This window comes from Citrobacter sp. Cb028, assembly GCF_030336705.1.
In the GTDB taxonomy this organism is placed as follows: domain Bacteria; phylum Pseudomonadota; class Gammaproteobacteria; order Enterobacterales; family Enterobacteriaceae; genus Citrobacter; species Citrobacter braakii.
The window spans coordinates 1-22,040 of sequence record NZ_JAOWCZ010000027.1 but is presented as its reverse complement, the minus strand read 5'-3'; the positions used below and the strand labels follow the sequence as shown (position 1 = coordinate 22,040).

Below are 22,040 nucleotides of genomic sequence, written 5' to 3'. Positions count from 1 at the left end.
ATGGCCATCGCACCTGTACGATATCTGGTTGCTGTCACCGCGTGCGTAAGCGGCGTGGCCCATACTTATATGGCCGCTGAACGGCTGGAGAAACTCTGCCAGCAGGAGAAATGGAGCATCAAGATTGAAACTCAGGGCGCGTTGGGTACCGAAAATCGCCTGACGGAAGAGGATATTAACCGTGCTGATGCGGTGTTGCTCATTACCGATATTGAACTGGCAGGAGCAGAGCGATTTACGCAGAGCCGATACGTCCAGTCGGGCATTAGCGCATTTCTGCGTGAGCCGCAGCGGGTGATGAGCGCCGTGCGAAAGCTGCTTTCTGCGCCACAGCACACACATCTTACTTTGGATTAGCTTTTATCTCCGTCAGCTGGCTGTGGTATTGCCGACGATATTCTGACGGCGAACGTTCGGTATTTTTGCGAAACAGGCGGCAGAAATAGTTGCTGTCAACAAACCCACAGGTGTGCGCCACTTCTTTGATCTTCAGCTCATAACCCTTCAGCAGCGTTTTCGCGTGTTCCAGTCGCGTGTGATTCAGGTATTCGTTAAACCCGATAGAGCCCGTTTTTTGAAACAGGTGGGAGAGGTAATTAGGTGAGATGTAAAACGCCTGCGCGACGGATTCTCGGGTGAGCGGCGAAGCGTAGCGTTCATCAATATAGTCGCGAATGGCTTCGAAAAGCGCCTGACTGCGTGATGCGGTCTGGATCTGGCTGCCCAGCAGATCGCGGCAGTGGCTCAGTAAGCTCGCAACGATTAGCCTGGCGGTTTGTTGCTCCTGCGGTTGCATCTGCATTTCATTGAGCGTTTGCAGCAAGAAAGAGCCAATTCGTGGCCCACGCCGCGCGACGTGCTGGCGGGTAAGATTTTGATACTGCTTGCCGTCCCACTGGACGATGCTGAAACCCAGTTGCTGTTTGCCGAACAGAATGCTGAGCGTGGTGACCGGTGTGAGCCACTGCGGAAAGTTCCAGCCGCCAGCCGGAACGAATAGCACATCGCAAGGCAGTAACGTCGCGGATGCGCCAGTAACTCCGTTATCGGTGAACTCACCTTCCAGCACAATTTCCAGCCGGGGAAAATCGACCTGATACGCCAGCTCCGGCGTTGAGCTACTGGTGCTGGCAAAATAAACCTGTCGCAGCGGCGTGGGGCCGTTAATCAGGCGGGAGAGAAGATGGCTGACGTCGTGATACATGTTAATCCCTTGCAGGCAGCAGACAGGGGAAACAGTAACCGCCATCATAAAAAAAGGCCACTCTTTAAGAGTGGCCGATACGAGTATTACTGATTACCGATTTGATCGCCGTACGGCAGGCTATCGTAATCAATCAGGGCATTCTTTTTGTACGGATTGCCAATCCAGCGGGTCGTCTCTTTGAACTGCGGGCTGGTAATGGATCGGGTCGGATCGAAACCGTCGTAGGTGAATCCCGCTAAATCAGACCAGGTGTGGATAAGCTCTGAGCTGCTGTATTTACGATTCACATCCTGTGAGAAGTCACGCGGGTGTGCAGCCTGCCATTTTTCAGAGGTCCACAGCAGGAACGGTACCGTATACATATGGCGCGTCGGGTTGTCTTCATTACGACCCTGCGTTTTATGCGGTGGCGTATCGTATACCTCCTCCCCGTGATCGGAGAAGTAGAGCAGGAAGCCGTTCGGATCGGTCGCTTTATAGTCTTTGATCAGAGTGGCAATGATATGGTCATTGTAGACATTCGCGCTGTCGTAATCGTTGTATGCTTCCAGCTGATCATCATCCAGGCCGGGGGGAACGTTGTCGACATTGTTATCGAATTTACCCTGACCATCCGGATAGCGGAATTTGTACTTAATATGCGTACCCAGCAGGTGCACGATGATGAACTTTTTCGGTGCCGGGTCGGCCAGTACTTCTTTAAATGGCGCCAGCACATTGCTGTCATATTCGCGCGCACTTTGCGTACGCTGCTGATTCATATAGAACTGCTTATCCGTCTGCTTAGAGAACACGGTCAGCATGGTGTTGCGAGCCGTCATCGTCTGCTGATTGGTGATCCAGAAGGTTTTATAACCTGCCTGTTTCATCATATTCATCAGAGACGGTTGAGTCAGGTACAGGTCCGGATTCTTCTCGTTGGCGAAGGTCAGCGCCTGCTGCAGGATTTCAATGGTGTACGGACGTGAGGTCACGACATTATTGAATACGGTGAAGTTAGGATCGGATTTATGCAAGGCATCCAGTTCTGGCGTCGTTTCGCGCGGGTAACCATACAGGCTCATGCGACCACGCTGCGTTGACTCGCCAATGACCAGCACCAGCGTACGTGGAGCATCGCCGGAGTTATCTTTAAAGTTAGCCAGTGGCGGCAGGGCATTGTTCTCATTCAGCAGGCTATTGAGTGAGGTCAACTGCTGACGGTACTGATAATACCCGGAGATGAATTGCCACGGTGCGGCGGGCTCCATACGTGAGGCGAGACCATCCAACGTTTTTTCAAACGGCTTGTGTTTGATGAAAGTGTTAACGGCTATCGGATGCAGAATCAAACCGTACAACAACGCAAACGACACCAGATAGCGCCAGGGCGATGGAATATGAACAGGGCGCAGACGCGTCCACAGCAGAATAGCGATAGCTGTATAGGCCAGGGCGATAAGAACAATTTTTAGGCTGAAATACTGGCTGAGATATTCGCTGGCTTCGTTCGCATTGGTTTCAAACATCACGTACAGAACGCTTTGCGAGAACTCTTGTCCGTAGATGACGTAATAGCTCAGAGCAGCCAGCGAGGCTGCCCATAGCACCACGCCAATGACGGCAGCAATAATGCGGATACGGTTTGGAAATAAAAATACCGGGATCAACCACAGCGAACTGAATAGCAAGGAGTCGCGTAAACCTGTAGAACCGCTGTAGCCGCTAAAATAGATAACGCCCTGCAGTAATGAGGAAAAAAACCAAAAATAGAGGAGCGCCCAACCCAGGGCTTTCCAGCTAAATTTAGGTTTAGACTGGAGTTGTAAGGATTGCATAATGTGAGCCTGTCTTTAATCGTAGCGCCAAGAGTAGCGACTTAATATTAAGAGGAACTTAAGCATCAAGATCTTAGGATCGTGTTTTGCTGTTGATATATTCACAATGTGAATATATTCAGGCGGGAATATATTGAAAAAGAAGCGGTTATGACAGCAGTTTTTGTTGTCGCCTTCGTACAATAGCACGAAGGCGACGAGGGGGGACGAGGGGGGACGTTAGCCTGTATTACGCATGCCGGCTGCGACACCAGCGATTGTCACCATCAGCGCTTGTTCAACGCGCGGATCCGGTGCATTGCCTTGCTCTTCCGCCAGGCGTGAGCGGTGTAACAGCTCAGCCTGTAAGACATTCAGCGGGTCAGTATAAATATTTCTTAACTGAATGGACTCGGCAATCCACGGCAGGTCGGCCATCAAATGTGAGTCGTTGGCAATCGCCAGCACGACATCGATATCGGCTTCCAGGCGCTGACGCAGCTCTTCACCCAGCGGCCACAGCTCTTTTTTGACCAGGCGCTGATCGTAGTATTCTGCCAGCCACAGATCTGCTTTGGCGAAAACCATTTCCAGCATGCCAAGACGTGTGGAGAAGAATGGCCAGTCGCGGCACATTGCTTCGAGTTCGCTTTGCTTACCGTCTTCAACCACTTTTTGCAGTGCGGTGCCTGCACCCAGCCATGCCGGGAGCATCAGGCGGTTCTGCGTCCAGGCAAAAATCCACGGAATGGCGCGCAGAGACTCTACCCCGCCGGTTGGGCGACGTTTTGCCGGACGTGAGCCGAGCGGTAATTTACCCAGTTCCTGCTCTGGCGTTGCGGAGCGGAAGTAAGGGACGAAGTCTTTGTTTTCACGTACATATCCACGATAGAGCTCACAGGAAATATCGGAAAGCTCATCCATGATATGACGCCAGTTATCTTTCGGCTCTGGCGGCGGTAACAGGTTGGCCTCCAGAATTGCTGCGGTATACAGCGACAGGCTGCTGATGGTCACTTCCGGCAGGCCGTACTTAAAGCGGATCATCTCCCCTTGTTCTGTCACGCGCAGACCGCCTTTCAGGCTGCCTGGTGGTTGAGAAAGCAGCGCCGCATGCGCAGGCGCGCCGCCGCGACCAATGGAGCCACCGCGACCGTGGAACAGCGTCAGTTCGATACCGGCTTTTTCGCAGGTTTTGATCAACGCGTCCTGCGCCTGATATTGCGCCCAGGAGGCCGCCATCACGCCTGCATCTTTTGCGGAGTCAGAGTAGCCAATCATGACCATCTGTTTGCCCTGAATAAAGCCACGGTACCAGTCAATGTTCAGGAGCTGGGACATGACGTCATCGGCGTTGTTGAGGTCGTCCAGCGTTTCAAACAGCGGGGCAACCGGCATAGCAAAACCGATACCGGCTTCTTTCAGTAGCAGATGTACGGCCAGTACATCCGATGGTGTTTTCGCCATTGAGATAACATAGGCGGCAATAGAGCCATACGGGGCTTCGGCAATGACCCGGCAGGTGTCGAGCACTTCGCGGGTGTCGTTGCTCGGCTCCCAGTTACGTGGGAGCAGCGGACGCTTGGAGTTCAGCTCGCGGATCAGGAAAGCCTGTTTATCCGCTTCCGACCAGTTTTCGTAGTCGCCAATGCCCAGATAACGGGTCAGTTCGCCAAGGGCTTCAGTGTGACGGGTGCTTTCCTGACGAATATCAATACGTACCAGCGGTACGCCGAAACATTTCACGCGGCGTAGGGTGTCGAGCAATTCGCCATTGGCGATAATGCCCATGCCACAGGCCTGCAGAGACTGATAGCACGCATATAGCGGGTCCCAGAGCTGTTCGTTTTGGGTGAGAAGTCCCGCAGGTTTCGGTAATTTCTCGCCTTTCAGACGGGCTTCCAGCCAGGCCTGGGTTGCCATCAGACGTGAACGCAGGGTTTTCATCAGATAACGGTAAGGTTCTGCTGCGCCTTCTTCGCCCACCAGCGCCAACAGTTCCGGTGTGGCATCCACCATCGACAGCTCAGAAATCAGAAACTGAATGTCTTTCAGGAACAGATCGGTCGCTTTCCAGCGGCTGAGTAGCAGCACGTGACGGGTGATATCCGCCGTTACGTTCGGGTTGCCATCGCGGTCGCCGCCCATCCAGGAGGTAAAGCGAACCGGGACAAAATCAACGGGCAGCTTATAGCCCAGATGCTCTTCCAGTTGTTCGTTCAGCTCGCGCAGATAATTTGGTACGCCTTCCCACAGGCTATTTTCAACCACCGCGAAGCCCCATTTGGCTTCATCAACCGGGCTTGGGCGCAGCTTGCGGATTTCATCCGTATGCCAGGACTGGGCAATCAACTGGCGCAGACGGCGCATCAGCTGATGGCGCTCGTAATCGACGAGGTCTTTGTTATCAAGTTGCTTGAGACAGGCGTTCACTTCACCCATTTTATGGATCAGAGTACGGCGGGTGATCTCGGTTGGGTGGGCGGTGAGAACCAGCTCCAGGGAGAGAGATTCGACGGCTTTTTTGATGGTGGCTTCATCGAGGTTGGGCTGCTCTTTCAGTTTACGCAGAGTGCGAGCAATCACTTCCGGGTTGCTGGCTGCTTCGCCTTTTGGCGAAATGCTGTGGTACTGCTCGGCGGTGTTGGCCAGGTTCAGAAACTGGCTAAACGCGCGGGCAACCGGCAGCAGCTCGTCGTTAGACAGGTTTTGCAGCGTAGTGAGCAGCTCCTGGCGATTGACTTCATTGCCGGCGCGGGATGATTTGGACAACTTACGGATTGTTTCTACGCGGTCAAGAATGTTCTCTCCCAGCGCATCCTTGATGGTCTCCCCCAGCACTTTGCCGAGCATACTGACATTACTACGCAACGCGGAATATTGTTCGTTCATATTAACCCAGACACCCCATCTTTAATTTATGCGTCCTGTATCTTTCGCGCGACATCGGCGTTGGCTGCGCTTGCCCACCCGGTCACTTACTTATGTAAGCTCCTGGTATGAGCTCGCTTGCCGCCTTGCTGTGACACGAAATCTCTCGGACTTTGTTTGTTAGCCGTCTTTTATAAAGCCACGTAAAAGTCGTGACGTCAATTGCTGCGAAATCGGTTCAGCAAACGAAAAAATGACGGGAATTTACGTTATTTAATTCACATCGAATCAAATAAGCTTTGCTTATGGAAATGTTAATAAATTACCTCGCTTACCACTAAAGGGTTAGCGAGGCGATAAGCGGTTAATGCCAGCAGAAATGATGCACAACCTGGGTGATCAATTCGCGGGTTGGCTTAATAAAACGAGTTTCCAGATACTCATCCGGCTGATGCGCCTGATTAATGGAGCCAGGCCCTAACACCAGCGTCGGGCAAAGCGTCTGGATAAACGGCGCTTCGGTGCAGTAGTTCACCACTTCTGTCTGTGCGCCCAGCAGTTTCTCAACCACTTGTACCAGTTGATGATCCGGTGGGCACTCATAGCCTGGAATTGGCGGGTGCAGCTCCGACACCGTCAGGCGACCCGGCCAGCGCTCGCTGACCGGGGCCAGCGCGTCGTTAAGTAAACCATTGAGATCGTTAAGCGTCATGCCGGGCAGTGGGCGAATATCCATATGCAGCTCGCAGCAGGCGCAGATTCGGTTAGCGGCGTCGCCGCCGTGGATGTGACCCAAATTTAACGTCGGATACGGGACGGTAAAAGCATCATGGTGATAGCGCTCTTTCAGGTCATCGCGCAGATTCATGATATGACCGATGGCATCATGCATCAGTTCAATGGCATTCACGCCACGAGCCGGATCGCTCGAGTGACCCGATTGTCCCAAAATGCGAATCGCATTAGAGATATGACCTTTGTGCGCGCGGACCGGTTGTAGAGAAGTGGGTTCGCCAATGATCGCGCAGTCCGGGCGTAAAGCGGTGGTTTCAGAGAAATAACGCGCTCCCGCCATGCTGGTCTCTTCATCGGCAGTGGCCAGAATGTACAGGGGCTTTTTCAGTTGAGTGACGTCGACGTCACGCAGCGCGTCGAGGATAAAGGCGAAGAAGCCTTTCATATCTGCCGTACCCAGACCATAGAGCTTATTGTCATGCTCGGTCAGGGTGAACGGATCGCGCGTCCAGCGTCCGTCGTCAAAGGGGACGGTATCGGTATGGCCCGCCAACAACAAACCACCGGCTCCCTGTCCAATGCTTGCCAGCATATTGAATTTATTGCGCGTGTCGGGAACCGGCTGGACCTCCACATTAAAGCCCAAATCTTTGAACCAGCCCGCCAGCAGAGTGATTAAACCTGCATTACTTTGGTCGAGCGCTTCTTCGGTGGCGCTAATCGACGGCATGGCAATCAGAGCGCGGTATATCTCGATAAATGGCGGTAAATTGTTTTTCATTGTTGACACACCTCGGGTCATGATAGTATCAATATTCATGCAGTATTTGTGAATAAAAATACATTAACGTTGAGCGTAATAAAACCCACCAAGTGTAAGGTGAGGTGATAAAGGCTTATATCTGGCAACAGAATCTAAGAAGGTGAGCAGCCCCGATGTTGAATACGCTGATTGTGGGCGCCAGTGGCTATGCCGGCGCAGAGCTTGTGACCTATGTAAATCGCCATCCTGATATGACCATAACCGCTTTGACCGTCTCAGCGCAAAGCAATGATGCAGGAAAATTAATCTCCGATTTGCATCCGCAGTTGAAAGGCATTGTCGATTTACCGTTACAGCCAATGTCAGATATCAGCGAGTTTAGCGCAGGGGTGGACGTTGTGTTCCTCGCAACGGCACATGAGGTGAGCCATGACCTGGCCCCGCAGTTTTTGCAGGCCGGATGCGTGGTGTTTGACCTCTCGGGCGCGTTTCGCGTAAACGACGGCGCGTTCTATGAAAAATATTACGGCTTTACCCATCAGCATCCCGACCTGCTGGAGCAGGCGGTTTATGGACTGGCGGAGTGGAGCGCAGACCAACTGAAAGACGCGAATCTGATTGCCGTGCCGGGTTGCTACCCGACGGCGGCGCAGCTGTCGCTGAAACCACTGATTGATGCCGGGCTGCTGGATCTCAGCCAGTGGCCGGTAATTAACGCCACCAGCGGCGTGAGCGGCGCGGGACGTAAGGCGGCTATTTCCAACAGCTTTTGTGAGGTGAGCCTGCAGCCGTATGGCGTGTTTACCCATCGCCATCAGCCGGAAATCGCTACTCACCTTGGTGCGGAGGTGATCTTCACCCCGCATCTGGGCAACTTCCCGCGCGGAATTCTGGAAACCATCACCTGCCGTTTGCAAGCGGGCGTAACCCATGCGCAGGTGGCTCAAACGTTGCAACAGGCGTATGGCGATAAGCCACTGGTGCGTCTGTATGACAAAGGCGTTCCGGCGCTGAAGAACGTGGTTGGCTTACCGTTCTGTGATATCGGGTTTGCCGTACAGGGTGAGCACCTGATCGTGGTGGCAACTGAAGACAACTTATTGAAAGGCGCGGCGGCACAGGCGATGCAGTGCGCAAATATTCGTTTTGGCTTTGCTGAAACGCAGTCTCTTATTTAAGGGTGCAACGATGAATCCATTAATTATCAAGCTGGGCGGCGTTTTACTGGATAGCGAAGAGGCGCTGGAGCGTCTGTTTACCGCACTGGTGAATTATCGTGAGTCACATCAGCGACCGCTGGTCATTGTGCACGGTGGCGGCTGCGTGGTTGACGATCTGATGAAGCAGCTGAACCTGCCGGTGAAAAAGAAAAATGGTCTGCGCGTCACGCCAGCCGATCAAATTGACATTATTACCGGCGCCCTGGCGGGAACAGCGAATAAAACCTTACTGGCCTGGGCGAAAAAGCATCACATCGCATCCGTGGGTCTGTATCTTGGTGATGGCGATAGCGTAAAAGTGACGCCGCTCGATAAAGCGCTGGGTCATGTTGGACTGGCGCAGCCGGGTTCGCCTAAGCTGATTAACACACTGCTGGAAGGCGGTTTTCTGCCGGTAGTTAGCTCTATTGGTGTTACTGAAGACGGACTGCTGATGAACGTTAATGCCGATCAGGCGGCAACGGCGCTGGCGGCAACGCTGGGTGCGGATCTGATCCTGCTCTCTGACGTAAGCGGTATTCTGGATGGTAAAGGCCAGCGTATTGCCGAAATGACCGCCGCGAAAGCGGAACAACTGATTGAACAAGGTATTATTACTGACGGCATGATCGTGAAGGTCAATGCGGCGCTGGATGCCGCGCGCACGCTGGGTCGCCCTGTGGATATTGCCTCCTGGCGTCATGCCGAGCAACTTCCGGCGCTGTTTAACGGCATGCCAATTGGCACGCGGATTTTAGCGTAAACTATTTTGTACCCGATGGCGGTTACGCCTTATCGGGCCTACGTGAACCGAACCTGTACGCCGGATAAGCTAAGCGCCATCCGGCGTTGAAATTCAAGATATTAAGGAAGCAAGTTATGGCACTTTGGGGTGGGCGTTTTACACAGGCAGCAGATCAGCGGTTCAAACAGTTCAACGACTCGTTGCGTTTTGACTACCGCCTGGCAGAACAGGATATTGTCGGCTCTGTGGCCTGGTCTAAAGCGCTGGTAACGGTCGGCGTACTGACTGCCGATGAACAACTGCAATTGGAAGAGGCGCTGAACACTCTGCTGGAAGAGGTTCGCGTTAATCCGCAGCAGATCCTGCAAAGCGATGCCGAAGATATTCATAGCTGGGTGGAAGGTAAGCTGATTGATAAAGTCGGCCAGCTTGGTAAAAAACTGCATACCGGACGTAGCCGTAATGACCAGGTCGCGACCGATCTTAAACTGTGGTGTAAAGACACGGTTATTGAATTACTGTCGGCCAACCGTCAGCTGCAAAGTGCGCTGGTGGTGACGGCAGAGAATAACCAGGACGCCGTCATGCCGGGTTACACCCACCTGCAACGTGCGCAGCCGGTGACGTTTGCTCATTGGTGTCTGGCCTATGTCGAAATGTTGGCGCGTGACGAGAGCCGTCTGCAGGATTCGCTCAAGCGTCTGGACGTCAGTCCACTGGGCTGCGGCGCGCTGGCGGGTACGGCGTATGAAATCGATCGCGAGCAGCTGGCCGGTTGGCTGGGCTTTGCCTCGGCGACGCGTAACAGTCTGGACAGTGTTTCTGACCGTGACCACGTGCTGGAGTTACTCTCCAACGCTTCTATCGGCATGGTGCACCTGTCGCGTTTTGCTGAAGACCTGATTTTCTTTAATACCGGCGAAGCGGGCTTTGTCGAGCTGTCCGATCGTGTAACTTCGGGTTCATCTCTGATGCCGCAGAAGAAAAACCCGGATGCGCTGGAGCTGATCCGTGGCAAATGCGGTCGCGTGCAGGGTGCGCTGACCGGCATGATGATGACCTTAAAAGGTCTCCCGTTGGCATACAATAAAGATATGCAGGAAGACAAAGAAGGGCTGTTCGATGCGCTCGACACCTGGCTGGACTGTCTGCATATGGCTGCGCTGGTGCTGGATGGCATTCAGGTGAAACGTCCGCGTTGTCAGGAAGCGGCGCAGCAGGGTTATGCTAACGCCACCGAGTTGGCGGATTATCTGGTAGCAAAAGGCGTCCCGTTCCGCGAAGCACACCATATTGTGGGTGAGACGGTGGTCGAGGCGATTCGTCAGGGCAAACCGCTGGAAGCGCTGTCGCTTGCTGACTTACAAAAGTTCAGTCAGGTGATTGGCGATGACGTTTATCCGATCCTCTCGTTGCAATCGTGCCTGGATAAACGTGCGGCGAAAGGCGGCGTGTCGCCACAGCAGGTGGCGCAGGCGATCGACTACGCGAAGGCGCGGCTGATTTAACGTCGGTAATAAAAGAGGCCATCCTGAGGGATGGCCTTGTCATGTTTCTATTCTGGATAGCAGTTTACGGACGATAAATCTCAAATTCCTGCGCGACGTTATTGTCGGTGCAGGTACTTAAGGTGACATAACCGTCGTTACCCACCGTCATACAACGTTGCGTGCCTTCCTTCTGTGAGACGAACTTGTTGTTTTGCCAGGTCCATGTCTGATTTTTGTTGGTATCAGTCGGGGTGTGGCAGGTGTAAGAAATAATATTTCTGCCTTCAACATTATAACCGTTTTGAATATCCAGGCAGCTCTGGCTATTGCCAATTACCAGACGTTCACGGGCATCAAATTTAAAGGTCTGGTTGTTGGAGCCGGAGCAAGCATAGGTGAACAAACGATCGCCATTCCGGATTTGACCGTTTTTGACATCCAGGCAGAGGTTGTTTTTCCGTGATTTATAAACACCGGTGACGACCTCTTTTTCATCTGCGTGAGTAAACGGCGCAAATACCTGGCTGTATGCGTACATCGGTGCCTGCTGTGCGGTCATACCGCTGTGCTCCGGGCTGACCTGCTTCGCCACGCTCGGCTGATCGCGTGCCATTGACCACGCGCCAATCATGCCGAGGTTGCGTTTTTTCGCGTCGTCCATCACCAGTTTCGCATCGGACAGATAGAACACTTCGCCCTGTACATCGTTGTAACCGATCATCGGGGTGGTGCCCATCATGGCGTTGATCTCTTTGTCAGATTTCTCTGGCCAGATTTTTTTCAACTGGGTGAACATGTTGTCGATGGCGGACGTGGCGCATTTACCGTGGATGTTCTGCCCTTCGGTACCGTCTGACTGGCAGACGGCATTACCGTAGTCCATGGTCATTACGTTAATACCAGCCAGCTCAACGCCGACATGGCGCGCATTTTCCAGCACATACAGACCTTCAGCCGTCAGACCGGTCGGCAGAATTGGCAGGGTGTACCAGATCCCGACTTTGCGACCTTCCTCTTTCCACTGAGCCTGAACCTCTTTTACTGCCTGGTTGCGGCGATCGATGGAATCCTGATCGGCCACCCATGTGCCTTCGATGTCAAAATCCAGCACGTTCAGGTTCAGGTTATCAACAATGTCGTAGTAGAGTTTTTGCAGATCTTTCACATTCTTACAGGCAGCCGCCAGCGGGGAGTTATTCGCTCCGCCAATGGAAACCATCACATCGCCACCGGCTTCACGCAGCGCTTTTATTTTGCTGTACTGTGAGTAATCCTGCAGATTATAGGCCGTACCCCAGGTTGGGATGCACTGCTCGCCGCTTTTCGCGACGACAAACGCCATGGTAAAGTGGGTAATGTTTTGCTCTTTCGCCAGTTTCGCCAGATCCGGAATGCTGTTCAGGCTAAAGTCGACGTATGGTGCATAAACGTGGGCAGGCCATGGATTCTTCGGCGTCCCTACGCGCTCTTTGGTGCCAGTCCAGTTGGTATAAATCGCCCATGGGTTTTTATCATACGGCATAACGCCTTTGACTTTCGTCTGAGCGACATAAGGTATCCCTTTGTACACCGCCAGTTTGCCAGGTTCGTAAAGCGCAATGGAGTTGATCTGTGGGGCATTATTAAATTGTTCCTGGGTGAATTCGACCGTTGGGCCTAACGGTTTCCACGGACGGCCATTGGTGCCGGTCGGGTTCTGGTTACCTGCAATAGAAGGGTTATCGCCAACGGTATAGTACAGTGCTTCATAAGACTGTCCGTCAACTTTGACCTCATCCCCTTTGTTGTAAACCTGGCTGGAACGCCAGTCGGATACTGGCGTATAGTGTTTCCACGGATTGTCGGCACCTGGGGTAAAGGAATAAGCCGGAATGGGCCTGGACGCTTCATATGTCACATCCTTATAAGCGACAATATCATCTTTGGCATAATCTTTTTCTGCGCTGAATGCGTCGTGGGCAACAGGCGTGGCGCTCCCGGATTCACAAGTGGTTGGGTTGCCATATTGATCGATTTCCGCTTTTGTGGCATCGCGCACGTAATTCCACGGATTATCCCAGTTTTCAGCTGACGCGCCCTGTGGGCAATTATCGGCATTTACATACCAGCGGTTACTATAAACTTTACTGTCAAAAATAACTTCAATGGTGTTTCCACCTGCCTGACCGTTCCAGGCTTCCAGGGCGAATGCGTTTGCGGCGCACGACATCAGGCCTGCCGCGAGAAAATATCGCGAAATAGTATTGAGTTTCATAAAAGATTCCATTCGATAAATATTAGAAAAATATGGGTGAATATACTCTAAATAATTAGAGTGGCGAAGAAACGAGTGTTCTTGCGATTTGCCATATATTGAATATCGCGCGGTTATTATTTATGAACCTGATAGGGCGTCAAATATATAAATGATACAAAATGTTTTTGATTATTTTAATTTAATATGGTTTTAATTTAAATAATCTGATGGGAATATGTAATTTATATTTTGTATATATTTTTTTGAATGTATTCGCGCCGGGCGCAAAAAAAATGCGGACTCAAGGTCCGCAAAAGTTCACGTTGGCTTTAGTTATTTCGAGTATGAGAGAAACTCTCAAAACGGACAGTAGCTTCAAGGGTTAAAGGGGTACCGTTCCGTTTCTGTGGTGCATTATTAAACAGAAAGCTTGATAGGGATAATCGTTCGTTGCTATTCTACCTATCGCTACGAACTATCGTGGCGATGGAGGATGAATAATGAATATTCGTGATCTTGAATACCTGGTGGCGCTAGCCGAACATCGTCACTTCCGACGAGCGGCAGACTCCTGTCACGTTAGTCAGCCAACGCTGAGCGGACAGATCCGCAAGCTGGAAGATGAGCTTGGTGTCATGCTGCTGGAGCGTACGAGTCGCAAAGTGCTGTTCACTCAGGCAGGTTTACTGCTGGTGGATCAGGCGCGCACCGTGCTGCGCGAGGTCAAAGTGCTCAAGGAGATGGCAAGCCAACAAGGCGAGACAATGTCTGGACCGCTGCATATTGGTTTGATCCCAACGGTGGGGCCATACCTGCTGCCGCATATTATTCCTATGTTGCACCAGACCTTCCCAAAACTGGAAATGTATCTCCATGAGGCGCAGACGCATCAGCTGTTGGCGCAACTGGATAGCGGTAAGCTCGACTGCGTCATTCTGGCGCTGGTGAAAGAGAGTGAGGCGTTCATCGAAGTACCGTTATTTGATGAGCCTATGCTGCTGGCGATCTATGAAGATCACCCATGGGCAAACCGCGACTGTGTGCCGATGTCCGATCTGGCGGGTGAGAAACTGCTGATGCTAGAGGATGGCCACTGCCTGCGCGATCAGGCGATGGGCTTCTGCTTTGAAGCGGGTGCCGATGAGGATACCCATTTCCGGGCGACCAGTCTGGAAACGCTGCGTAACATGGTGGCGGCAGGCAGCGGTATTACCTTACTGCCTGCGCTGGCCGTGCCGCCGGAGCGTAAGCGTGATGGCGTTGTCTATCTGCCCTGCATCAAGCCTGAACCGCGCCGTACGATTGGCCTGGTGTATCGTCCAGGTTCGCCGCTGCGCAGCCGTTATGAACAGCTGGCAGAGGCCATCCGTGGGTCAATGGATGGCCATTTCGACAGAGCGTTAAAACAGGCGGTTTAAGCCATTTAGCGCTGCTACCCGATAGGCTTCCGCCATGGTTGGATAGTTAAAGGTGGTGTTAACGAAGTATTCGATGGTGTTACCACCACCTTTTTGCTCCATTATCGCCTGACCGATGTGAATAATTTCGGCCGCGCGTTCCCCAAAGCAGTGGATCCCCAGAATCTCTTTCGTTTCGCGATGGAACAGGATCTTCAGCGTTCCGACACTCATACCCACGATTTGCGCACGTGCCAGATGTTTAAACTGGGCGCGGCCAACCTCGTATGGAACTTTCATGGCCGTGAGCTGCTGCTCGGTTTTCCCGACGGAGCTGATTTCCGGAATGGTATAAATTCCGGTCGGGATATCTTCGATCAGATGCGCGGTAGCTTCGCCTTTTACCAATGCCTGGGCGGCAATGCGTCCCTGATCGTAGGCCGCCGATGCCAGACTCGGATAGCCGATCACATCTCCTACGGCATACACGTGCGGCAGCGCCGTCTGGTACATGCTGTTGACCTTCAACTGTCCGCGGCTGTCGGTTTTCAGCCCAATATTTTCCAGCGCCAGCGAATCGGTATTCCCGGTACGGCCATTGGCGTACAACAGGCAGTCGGCTTTCAGTTTCTTACCGGATTTCAGATGCATGATGACGCCGTCATCGCAACCTTCAATCTTCTCGTACTCTTCGTTGTGGCGAATGACCACACCGCTGTTCCAGAAGTGGTAAGAGAGCGAGTCGGACATCTCTTGATCGAGGAACGCAAGCAGGCGATCGCGAGTGTTGATTAAATCGACTTTGACGTCCATTCCACGGAAGATCGACGCATATTCGCAGCCAATTACTCCCGCGCCATAAATCAAAACATGGCGGGGTTCATGGTGCAGGCTCAGGATAGAGTCGCTGTCATAAACCCGGGGATGGGAAAAGTCGACATCTACCGGATGATAGGGGCGTGAACCACAGGCGATGATGAACTTATCCGCGGTCAGCGTTTCCACCGTGCCGTCGTGGCATTCAAGGGCGAGTGTGTGTTCATCAACAAAACGGGCATTTCCCTGCAAAATTTCACAGTGGTTGCGCTCGTAAAATCCTTGCCGCATACGCGTTTGCTGATTAATAACGTTATCAGCGTGGTTGAGAATATCGGCGAAAGAAGAACGAAGGAGTCGGGAGTGGTCGCTGTAAAGTGGGTTCTGATTGAATTCAATAATACGGCTGACGGCGTGGCGGAGGGCTTTCGACGGGATGGTCCCCCAGTGGGTACAGCCTCCGCCGACGTTATGATAGCGCTCAATCACCGCGACGCGCGCTCCTTGCTTAACCAGACCCATTGCAGCGCCTTCGCCGCCGGGACCGGAACCTATTACTATTGCATCGTAATCGTAGGAATGTGACATGGTCAGGCTTACCTGTTCTTATACATAAAAGCAACAGAATAGTAACATCGTTGTCGGGATAACCCAATTATCGTTGTGCTTTTTTGCGAACTCGAAGCACAAACTGCGCGTAAACAATCATTCACAAAGCCATGCCAACCGCCTAATCTCTGGTATAGTGCCAGCAAGATATGTGGAAGGATTCAGACATCGTGATGGGCGTTAGAGCGCAACAAAAAGAAAAAACCCGGCGTTCGCTGGTAGAAGCCGCATTTAGTCAACTCAGCGCTGAGCGTAGTTTTGCCAGCCTCAGTTTACGCGAAGTCGCTCGTGAAGCGGGCATTGCGCCAACCTCGTTTTATCGCCATTTCCGCGATGTGGATGAACTCGGCCTGACGATGGTGGATGAGAGTGGTTTGATGCTGCGTCAGTTGATGCGTCAGGCGCGTCAGCGTATCGCGAAGGGCGGGAGTGTGATCCGCACCTCGGTCTCAACATTTATGGAGTTCATCGGCAACAATCCCAACGCCTTCCGTTTATTATTGCGCGAGCGTTCGGGAACCTCCGCGGCGTTTCGCGCAGCGGTCGCTCGTGAAATTCAGCACTTCATTGCGGAACTTGCGGACTATCTCGAACTCGAAAACCATATGCCTCGTGCGTTTACTGAAGCGCAGGCCGAAGCCATGGTCACCATTGTGTTCAGCGCCGGGGCAGAAGCACTGGATGTTGGCGCCGAGCAGCGTCGACAGCTGGAAGAACGGCTGGTATTGCAACTGCGCATGATCGCGAAGGGCGCATTTTATTGGTACCGCCGTGAACAAGAGAAGATGACGCATCACTCCGAGTAACGAGAAGGACGAGCAATGAAACAGTCAGGTCAAGATAAAGGTACGCTGCTGCTGGCGCTGGTTGCTGGCTTATCGATCAATGGCACATTTGCGGCGCTGTTTAGCTCCATTGTGCCATTCTCAGTATTCCCAATTATTTCGCTGGTGCTGACGGTTTATTGTCTGCATCAACGCTATCAAAATCGTACGATGCCTGTGGGGTTACCGGGCCTGGCCGCCGCCTGTTTTATTCTCGGCGTTCTGTTGTACAGCACTGTGGTGCGCGCTGAATATCCGGATATTGGCTCAAACTTCTTCCCAGCGGTTCTGTCTGTGATTCTGGTGTTCTGGATCGGCTTTAAAGTGCGTAACCGTAGACAGGAAATCGTGGAGTAATATTTGTAGGCCGGGCAAGCGAAGCGCCCCCGGCCAGGACATCATTTACTTGGCGGTCAGTAATACTCCGCACTCCATATGGTGCGTATACGGGAACTGATCGAACAGAGCCAGGCGTGAAACATTGTGCGTCTGGCTTAACGTTTCCAGGTTCTTACACAATGTCTCCGGGTTACAGGAGATGTACAGAATTCGCGGGTACGCCTGCACCATTTTCTCTGTTTCGCTGTCCAGACCGCTGCGCGGTGGGTCAACGAAAATGGTTTCACACTGGTAACTCTTCAGATCGATTCCCTGCAAACGGTTGAACTCGCGAACCCCGTTCATCGCCTGAGTAAACTCTTCGGCCGCCATGCGGATAATTTGTACGTTATCAATATGGTTAGCCGCAATGTTGTATTGCGCAGCAGCCACGGACGGTTTAGCGATTTCAGTGGCCAGCACGCGGTTGAAGTTTTGTGCGAGGGCTAACGAGAAATTGCCATTGCCGCAGTACAGCTCAAGCAGGTCGCCTTTTGATCCCCTGGTGACATCAATCGCCCATTCCAGCATCTGAATATTCATGGCGGCATTCGGCTGGGTGAAGCTGTTCTCAACCTGGCGGTAGATAATCTCTTTACCCGCAACCGGCAAGCGTTCGTCAATGTAATCCTGGTCCAGCTCGATTTTGGTTTTGGTTGCCCGGCCAATCAGATGCACGTTCAGGTTTTGCGCCCGTAACGCATCCCGCAGCGCTTCAGCTTCCTGACGCCATTCATCATCCAGCTTTTTATGGTACAGCATCGATACCACCGCCTGATCGCTCAGGGTAGTGAGGTAATCAATCTGGAACAGTTTGTGGCGCAGGACGTGGTTGTTGCGAACACCGTCGATCATTGCCGTCATCAGCGTGTTGATAAGCTCGCTGGCCGCCGGGAAACTGTCGACGCGGATACGGCTTTTGGTCTGGCTGTCGAACATGATGTGGTACAGATCATCCCCGTCATGCCACAGACGAAATTCCGCGCGCATACGGTAGTGGCTGACCGGCGAGCGAAACACTTCCGGAGCCTGTGCATAAAATGGCGTCATTAAGCTCTGCAGACGCACTACTTTTTCAGCTAACTGGGCGTCGTACTGTTCTGTCGGAAGGTGTTCGGGGGTCATGATGCGTCCTGAAAAATAAAAGTACGCGGGGATTGTAGGGATTGCTCAACAGATGTCCAGTCATTGATGATTTCCGATATTGTGATGCGCGGTCTGGACACCAGGTTGTAACAAACTGTAGCATCCGTTTTCCGGTCCTGTGAGTTAAAAGGGAATCCAGTGTGAATCTGGAGCTGACGCGCAGCGGTAAGGAAGGTAGGGGATGAGCGCACCTGGTGCAGACACTGCGGCTTGCCGTGGGAAGTCATCATCTCTTTAAGTTGCCTCCAAGCCCGAAGACCTGCCGGCTAACGTCGCATCTGGTTTTCATCATCGCGTACTATCGGTGGGACCTGCGGCATCCTTCTTATATTGTGGATGCTTTACAATGATTAAAAAAGCTTCGCTGCTGACGGCGCTCTCCGTCACGGCATTTTCTGGTTGGGCGCAGGATTCAGGCCCGGATACCCTTGTCGTTACCGCTAACCGTTTTCAACAACCGGTAAATACCGTGCTTGCGCCAACGGATATTGTTACCCGCGAAGATATTCAGCGCTGGCAGTCAAAAGATCTTAATGACGTGATGCGCCGTCTTCCTGGGGTAGATATCTCACAGAGCGGCGGAATGGGAAAAAGTTCCTCTCTGTATGTTCGCGGCACCGAAGCGCGGCATGTCCTGGTACTGATTGATGGTGTGCCGATGGCACGGGCGGGCATTAGTAACGCTATTGATATTGGCCAGCTCCCGGTATCGTTGGTGCAGCGCATTGAATACATTCGCGGACCGCGTTCAGCGGTGTACGGCTCCGGCGCGATTGGCGGCGTCGTCAATATCATTACGATGAGCAATGACGATAAATCGCAGATCAATGCCGGTATGGGAACGGATGGTTACCAGACCTATGATGGCATCATAAATAAAAGGTTTGGCGATACGATCGTAACGGCTGCCGGGGCATATGAGACGACCAGGGGCTTTAACATTCAGCCTGACTCTCCCTATCGCGGTGACAGTGACCGGGACGGCTACCGCAACAAGCTGTTCTGGGGAGGCGTACAGCATAAGTTTAACGATAACGTCTCTGGGTTCTTTCGCGGCTATGGCTATACGGCGAATAGCGATTACGATCAGGGTTCATATGGCTATGTTGGCGGCAATGATGAAGCTCAGAATTACACTCAATCCTGGGATACTGGCCTGCAATACAGTTCTGGCATCTATTCTTCTCAGCTGATCGCCAATTATCAGCACCTGAAAGATTACAACTACAGCAACGAGCTCGGTCGGTATGCGGGGGATGCCTCGCTGGATAACATGGAGCAACGTTATATTCAGTGGGGTAATAGTGTTGAAGTTGGGCACGGGGCGGTTAACGGCGGGGTTGACTGGAAACAGGAAAAGCTGACCTCCAGCAGTACAACGAAGGCCGATACTTACAAACGTGATACCACCGGACTCTACCTGACCGGGCAGCAGCAAATCGATAGCGTCACGCTGGAAGCTTCTGGCCGTGAAGATCATGATGAGCAGTTCGGCTGGCATGGGACATGGCAGACCGCTGCGGGCTGGGAGTTTGTTGATGGCTATCGGGCGACTCTCTCCTATGGCACGGGTTTCCTGGCGCCGTCCCTTGGGCAGCAATATGGCGCGACGCGTTTTGCATCGTCTTATGGGCCTGGCATTGCCGCCAACCCAAATCTGAAGCCGGAAGAATCCAGGCAGTGGGAGGCCGGTATTGATGGACTGACCGGGCCGCTGGATTGGCGTCTTTCTGCATATCATTATAAAGTTCAAAACCTGATCGATTATAAAGATAACCAGTACGTCAATCTGAAGTCAGCCACCATTAAAGGTCTGGAGTGGACTGGAAATATCACCACTGGTCCGGTAGATCACCACCTGACGCTGCAATATGTCGATCCGCGTGATGATGAAACTAATAAGGTTCTCTATCGCCGTGCTAAGCAGCAGGTAAAGTATGAGCTGACCGGGCAAATCTTTGAACTCGGCTGGAATGTAATGTATCAGTACCTCGGCGAGCGTTACGATAACGACTACGACAATAAGAGAGATGTAAAAATGGGTGGGGTTAGCCTGTGGGATCTTGGTGTGTCATATCCAATCACCTCACAGCTGACAGTTCGTGGTAAAATCGCCAACCTGTTCGATAAAGATTACGAGACAGTTTATGGCTACGCAACTGCAGGACGGGAATACACCTTGTCTGGCAGCTACACTTTCTGATCCGCGCCCCACTGTGCTGGTGTTTGATTCCGGCGTCGGTGGGTTGTCGGTCTATGACGAGATCCGGCGTCTTCTGCCGGATCTCCACTATATATACGCTTTCGACAACGTCGCCTTTCCTTATGGAGAGAAGAGCGAGGAGTTTATCGTCGAACGTGTTGTTGAGATTGTGACTGCGGTCCAGCAGCGCTATCCCCTCTCTCTTGCGGTCATCGCGTGTAATACAGCAAGCACGGTATCGCTCCCTGCATTACGTGAGAAATTTGCCTTTCCGGTTGTGGGCGTGGTGCCTGCTATTAAACCGGCGGCGCGACTCACGGCGAATGGTGTGGTGGGACTGCTGGCTACGCGTGCAACGGTGAAGCGTTCATATACCCATGAGTTGATTGCACGGTTTGCTAACGAATGTCAGATAGCGATGCTGGGTTCCGCTGAACTGGTGGAACTGGCGGAAGCGAAGCTGCACGGTGAAACCGTTTCTCTGGAAGAACTGCGTCGTGTCCTGCGCCCTTGGCTGCGGATGTCGGAACCACCTGACACGGTGGTGCTCGGATGCACCCATTTCCCTCTATTACGGGAAGAACTTTTACAGGTCCTGCCTGAGGGGACGCGGCTAGTAGATTCTGGTGCCGCGATTGCGCGTCGTACGGCCTGGTTATTAGAACATGAAGCGCCAGACGCGAAATCAACTGATGAGAATGTCGCATTCTGCATGGCAATGACGGCAGAAGCCGAACAATTATTGCCCGTGCTGCAGCGTTATGGCTTTAAGACGCTCGAAAAACTGGCTGTTTAGGCTGTTTTGGTGGAAAAGTAGGCACTCGGAAGATTATTTTAAATTTCCCCTTGTCAGCCTGAAATAACTCCCTATAATGCGCCTCCACTGACACGGAACAACGGATTACACGCCGCCGGGTCAGCGGGGTTCCACTGAGGATCTCGCAGAGAAAAGCAAAAATAAATGCTTGACTCTGAATGAGGAAAACGTAATATACGGAACCTCGCGACAGAGCGCTAAAGCGCGTCGCAACCGCTCTTTAACAATTTATCAGACAATCTGTGTGGGCACTCGAAGATACGGATTCTTAACGTCGCAAGACGAAAAATGAATACCAAGTCTCTGAGTGAACACGTAATTCATTACGAAGTTTAATTCACGAGCATCAAACTTAAATTGAAGAGTTTGATCATGGCTCAGATTGAACGCTGGCGGCAGGCCTAACACATGCAAGTCGAACGGTAGCACAGAGGAGCTTGCTCCTTGGGTGACGAGTGGCGGACGGGTGAGTAATGTCTGGGAAACTGCCCGATGGAGGGGGATAACTACTGGAAACGGTAGCTAATACCGCATAACGTCGCAAGACCAAAGAGGGGGACCTTCGGGCCTCTTGCCATCGGATGTGCCCAGATGGGATTAGCTAGTAGGTGGGGTAACGGCTCACCTAGGCGACGATCCCTAGCTGGTCTGAGAGGATGACCAGCCACACTGGAACTGAGACACGGTCCAGACTCCTACGGGAGGCAGCAGTGGGGAATATTGCACAATGGGCGCAAGCCTGATGCAGCCATGCCGCGTGTATGAAGAAGGCCTTCGGGTTGTAAAGTACTTTCAGCGAGGAGGAAGG

General features: G+C 52.5%; 16 protein-coding genes, 1 rRNA gene and 1 riboswitch. Of the genes, 10 read left to right on the top strand and 7 right to left on the bottom strand.

What is annotated here, in order from left to right; all coding sequences use genetic code 11:
• Window positions 1-357 carry a PTS fructose-like transporter subunit IIB gene (locus OGV75_RS04395; protein ID WP_016155282.1) on the top strand — a complete coding sequence of 119 codons (357 nt, stop codon included), beginning with the start codon at window positions 1-3 and terminating at the stop codon, window positions 355-357.
• Here the strand turns inward: OGV75_RS04395 and OGV75_RS04390 are convergent.
• The 4 genes from OGV75_RS04390 to argE all read right to left on the bottom strand — a co-directional run bounded on the left by OGV75_RS04390 (window position 344) and on the right by argE (window position 7,390).
• Complete coding sequence (locus tag OGV75_RS04390; protein ID WP_286480405.1) at window positions 344-1,204, bottom strand: helix-turn-helix transcriptional regulator; 861 nt, start codon at window positions 1,202-1,204, stop codon at window positions 344-346. The two genes, OGV75_RS04395 and OGV75_RS04390, sit on opposite strands and share 14 nt — an antisense overlap.
• Before the next feature lie 86 nt (window positions 1,205-1,290).
• Window positions 1,291-3,024, bottom strand: coding sequence for a phosphoethanolamine transferase CptA (locus OGV75_RS04385; RefSeq protein ID WP_080859914.1), 1,734 nt, complete (start codon window positions 3,022-3,024; stop codon window positions 1,291-1,293).
• A gap of 219 nt (window positions 3,025-3,243) precedes the next feature.
• Window positions 3,244-5,895, bottom strand: coding sequence for a phosphoenolpyruvate carboxylase (ppc, locus tag OGV75_RS04380; RefSeq protein WP_016157932.1), 2,652 nt, complete (start codon window positions 5,893-5,895; stop codon window positions 3,244-3,246).
• 343 nt (window positions 5,896-6,238) lie between these two features.
• The gene (gene argE, locus OGV75_RS04375) at window positions 6,239-7,390 is read right to left on the bottom strand and encodes an acetylornithine deacetylase (RefSeq protein ID WP_016155286.1); all 1,152 of its coding nucleotides are present in this window, start codon (window positions 7,388-7,390) and stop codon (window positions 6,239-6,241) included.
• Window positions 7,391-7,545: 155 nt separating this feature from the next.
• Between argE and argC the strand changes: the two genes are divergently transcribed.
• The 3 genes from argC to argH all read left to right on the top strand — a co-directional run bounded on the left by argC (window position 7,546) and on the right by argH (window position 10,824).
• A complete protein-coding gene (gene argC / locus OGV75_RS04370) occupies window positions 7,546-8,550 on the top strand; it encodes an N-acetyl-gamma-glutamyl-phosphate reductase (protein WP_016155287.1) in 1,005 nt (334 codons plus the stop codon).
• A 10-nt stretch (window positions 8,551-8,560) separates the two neighbouring features.
• Complete coding sequence (gene argB / locus OGV75_RS04365) at window positions 8,561-9,334, top strand: acetylglutamate kinase (protein WP_016155288.1); 774 nt, start codon at window positions 8,561-8,563, stop codon at window positions 9,332-9,334.
• A 116-nt stretch (window positions 9,335-9,450) separates the two neighbouring features.
• The gene (argH, locus tag OGV75_RS04360; RefSeq protein ID WP_046276416.1) at window positions 9,451-10,824 is read left to right on the top strand and encodes an argininosuccinate lyase; all 1,374 of its coding nucleotides are present in this window, start codon (window positions 9,451-9,453) and stop codon (window positions 10,822-10,824) included.
• 64 nt (window positions 10,825-10,888) lie between these two features.
• Here argH and OGV75_RS04355 read toward each other — a convergent pair whose 3' ends face one another.
• Window positions 10,889-13,060 (bottom strand): ricin-type beta-trefoil lectin domain protein, encoded by a 2,172-nt coding sequence (locus OGV75_RS04355; RefSeq protein ID WP_286480386.1) that lies wholly within the window; start codon window positions 13,058-13,060, stop codon window positions 10,889-10,891.
• Between the two features lie 482 nt (window positions 13,061-13,542).
• Here OGV75_RS04355 and oxyR point away from each other — a divergent pair, with 482 nt between their 5' ends.
• Window positions 13,543-14,460, top strand: a complete 918-nt coding sequence (gene oxyR, locus OGV75_RS04350; protein ID WP_095715371.1) for a DNA-binding transcriptional regulator OxyR — start codon at window positions 13,543-13,545, stop codon at window positions 14,458-14,460.
• Here the strand turns inward: oxyR and sthA are convergent.
• Window positions 14,443-15,843 carry a Si-specific NAD(P)(+) transhydrogenase gene (sthA, locus tag OGV75_RS04345; protein WP_016155291.1) on the bottom strand — a complete coding sequence of 467 codons (1,401 nt, stop codon included), beginning with the start codon at window positions 15,841-15,843 and terminating at the stop codon, window positions 14,443-14,445. The genes oxyR and sthA overlap by 18 nt on opposite strands.
• Before the next feature lie 191 nt (window positions 15,844-16,034).
• Here sthA and fabR point away from each other — a divergent pair, with 191 nt between their 5' ends.
• Together fabR and OGV75_RS04335 are read left to right on the top strand one after the other, a co-directional pair.
• On the top strand, window positions 16,035-16,670 hold the full coding sequence (gene fabR / locus OGV75_RS04340) for an HTH-type transcriptional repressor FabR (RefSeq protein WP_003028862.1): 636 nt from the start codon (window positions 16,035-16,037) through the stop codon (window positions 16,668-16,670).
• A 15-nt stretch (window positions 16,671-16,685) separates the two neighbouring features.
• Window positions 16,686-17,045 (top strand): YijD family membrane protein, encoded by a 360-nt coding sequence (locus tag OGV75_RS04335; RefSeq protein WP_016155292.1) that lies wholly within the window; start codon window positions 16,686-16,688, stop codon window positions 17,043-17,045.
• 45 nt (window positions 17,046-17,090) lie between these two features.
• Here the strand turns inward: OGV75_RS04335 and trmA are convergent, their stop codons facing one another.
• Entirely contained in the window at window positions 17,091-18,191 is a 1,101-nt protein-coding gene (gene trmA, locus OGV75_RS04330) for a tRNA (uridine(54)-C5)-methyltransferase TrmA (RefSeq protein ID WP_019077891.1), read from the bottom strand.
• 115 nt (window positions 18,192-18,306) lie between these two features.
• Window positions 18,307-18,493: riboswitch (cobalamin riboswitch) on the top strand.
• A 65-nt stretch (window positions 18,494-18,558) separates the two neighbouring features.
• On the opposite strand from trmA, the gene btuB reads away from it, so the two are divergent.
• The 3 genes from btuB to OGV75_RS04315 form a co-directional block, all read left to right on the top strand.
• Entirely contained in the window at window positions 18,559-20,415 is a 1,857-nt protein-coding gene (gene btuB, locus OGV75_RS04325) for a TonB-dependent vitamin B12 receptor BtuB (protein WP_046276417.1), read from the top strand.
• Entirely contained in the window at window positions 20,360-21,211 is an 852-nt protein-coding gene (murI, locus tag OGV75_RS04320) for a glutamate racemase (RefSeq protein ID WP_016157938.1), read from the top strand. Before btuB ends, murI begins: the two co-directional genes overlap by 56 nt.
• Window positions 21,212-21,586: 375 nt before the next feature.
• Window positions 21,587-22,040: ribosomal RNA gene (locus tag OGV75_RS04315) — 16S ribosomal RNA — on the top strand; the annotation flags it as partial.

Coding starts and splice junctions, on each gene's coding strand:
- OGV75_RS04395 (WP_016155282.1), top strand. CDS start 1: ATGGCCATCGCACCTGTACGATATCTGGTTGCTGTCACCGCGTGCGTA.
- OGV75_RS04390 (WP_286480405.1), bottom strand. CDS start 1,204: ATGTATCACGACGTCAGCCATCTTCTCTCCCGCCTGATTAACGGCCCC.
- OGV75_RS04385 (WP_080859914.1), bottom strand. CDS start 3,024: ATGCAATCCTTACAACTCCAGTCTAAACCTAAATTTAGCTGGAAAGCC.
- ppc (WP_016157932.1), bottom strand. CDS start 5,895: ATGAACGAACAATATTCCGCGTTGCGTAGTAATGTCAGTATGCTCGGC.
- argE (WP_016155286.1), bottom strand. CDS start 7,390: ATGAAAAACAATTTACCGCCATTTATCGAGATATACCGCGCTCTGATT.
- argC (WP_016155287.1), top strand. CDS start 7,546: ATGTTGAATACGCTGATTGTGGGCGCCAGTGGCTATGCCGGCGCAGAG.
- argB (WP_016155288.1), top strand. CDS start 8,561: ATGAATCCATTAATTATCAAGCTGGGCGGCGTTTTACTGGATAGCGAA.
- argH (WP_046276416.1), top strand. CDS start 9,451: ATGGCACTTTGGGGTGGGCGTTTTACACAGGCAGCAGATCAGCGGTTC.
- OGV75_RS04355 (WP_286480386.1), bottom strand. CDS start 13,060: ATGAAACTCAATACTATTTCGCGATATTTTCTCGCGGCAGGCCTGATG.
- oxyR (WP_095715371.1), top strand. CDS start 13,543: ATGAATATTCGTGATCTTGAATACCTGGTGGCGCTAGCCGAACATCGT.
- sthA (WP_016155291.1), bottom strand. CDS start 15,843: ATGTCACATTCCTACGATTACGATGCAATAGTAATAGGTTCCGGTCCC.
- OGV75_RS04335 (WP_016155292.1), top strand. CDS start 16,686: ATGAAACAGTCAGGTCAAGATAAAGGTACGCTGCTGCTGGCGCTGGTT.
- trmA (WP_019077891.1), bottom strand. CDS start 18,191: ATGACCCCCGAACACCTTCCGACAGAACAGTACGACGCCCAGTTAGCT.
- btuB (WP_046276417.1), top strand. CDS start 18,559: ATGATTAAAAAAGCTTCGCTGCTGACGGCGCTCTCCGTCACGGCATTT.
- murI (WP_016157938.1), top strand. CDS start 20,360: ATGGCTACGCAACTGCAGGACGGGAATACACCTTGTCTGGCAGCTACA.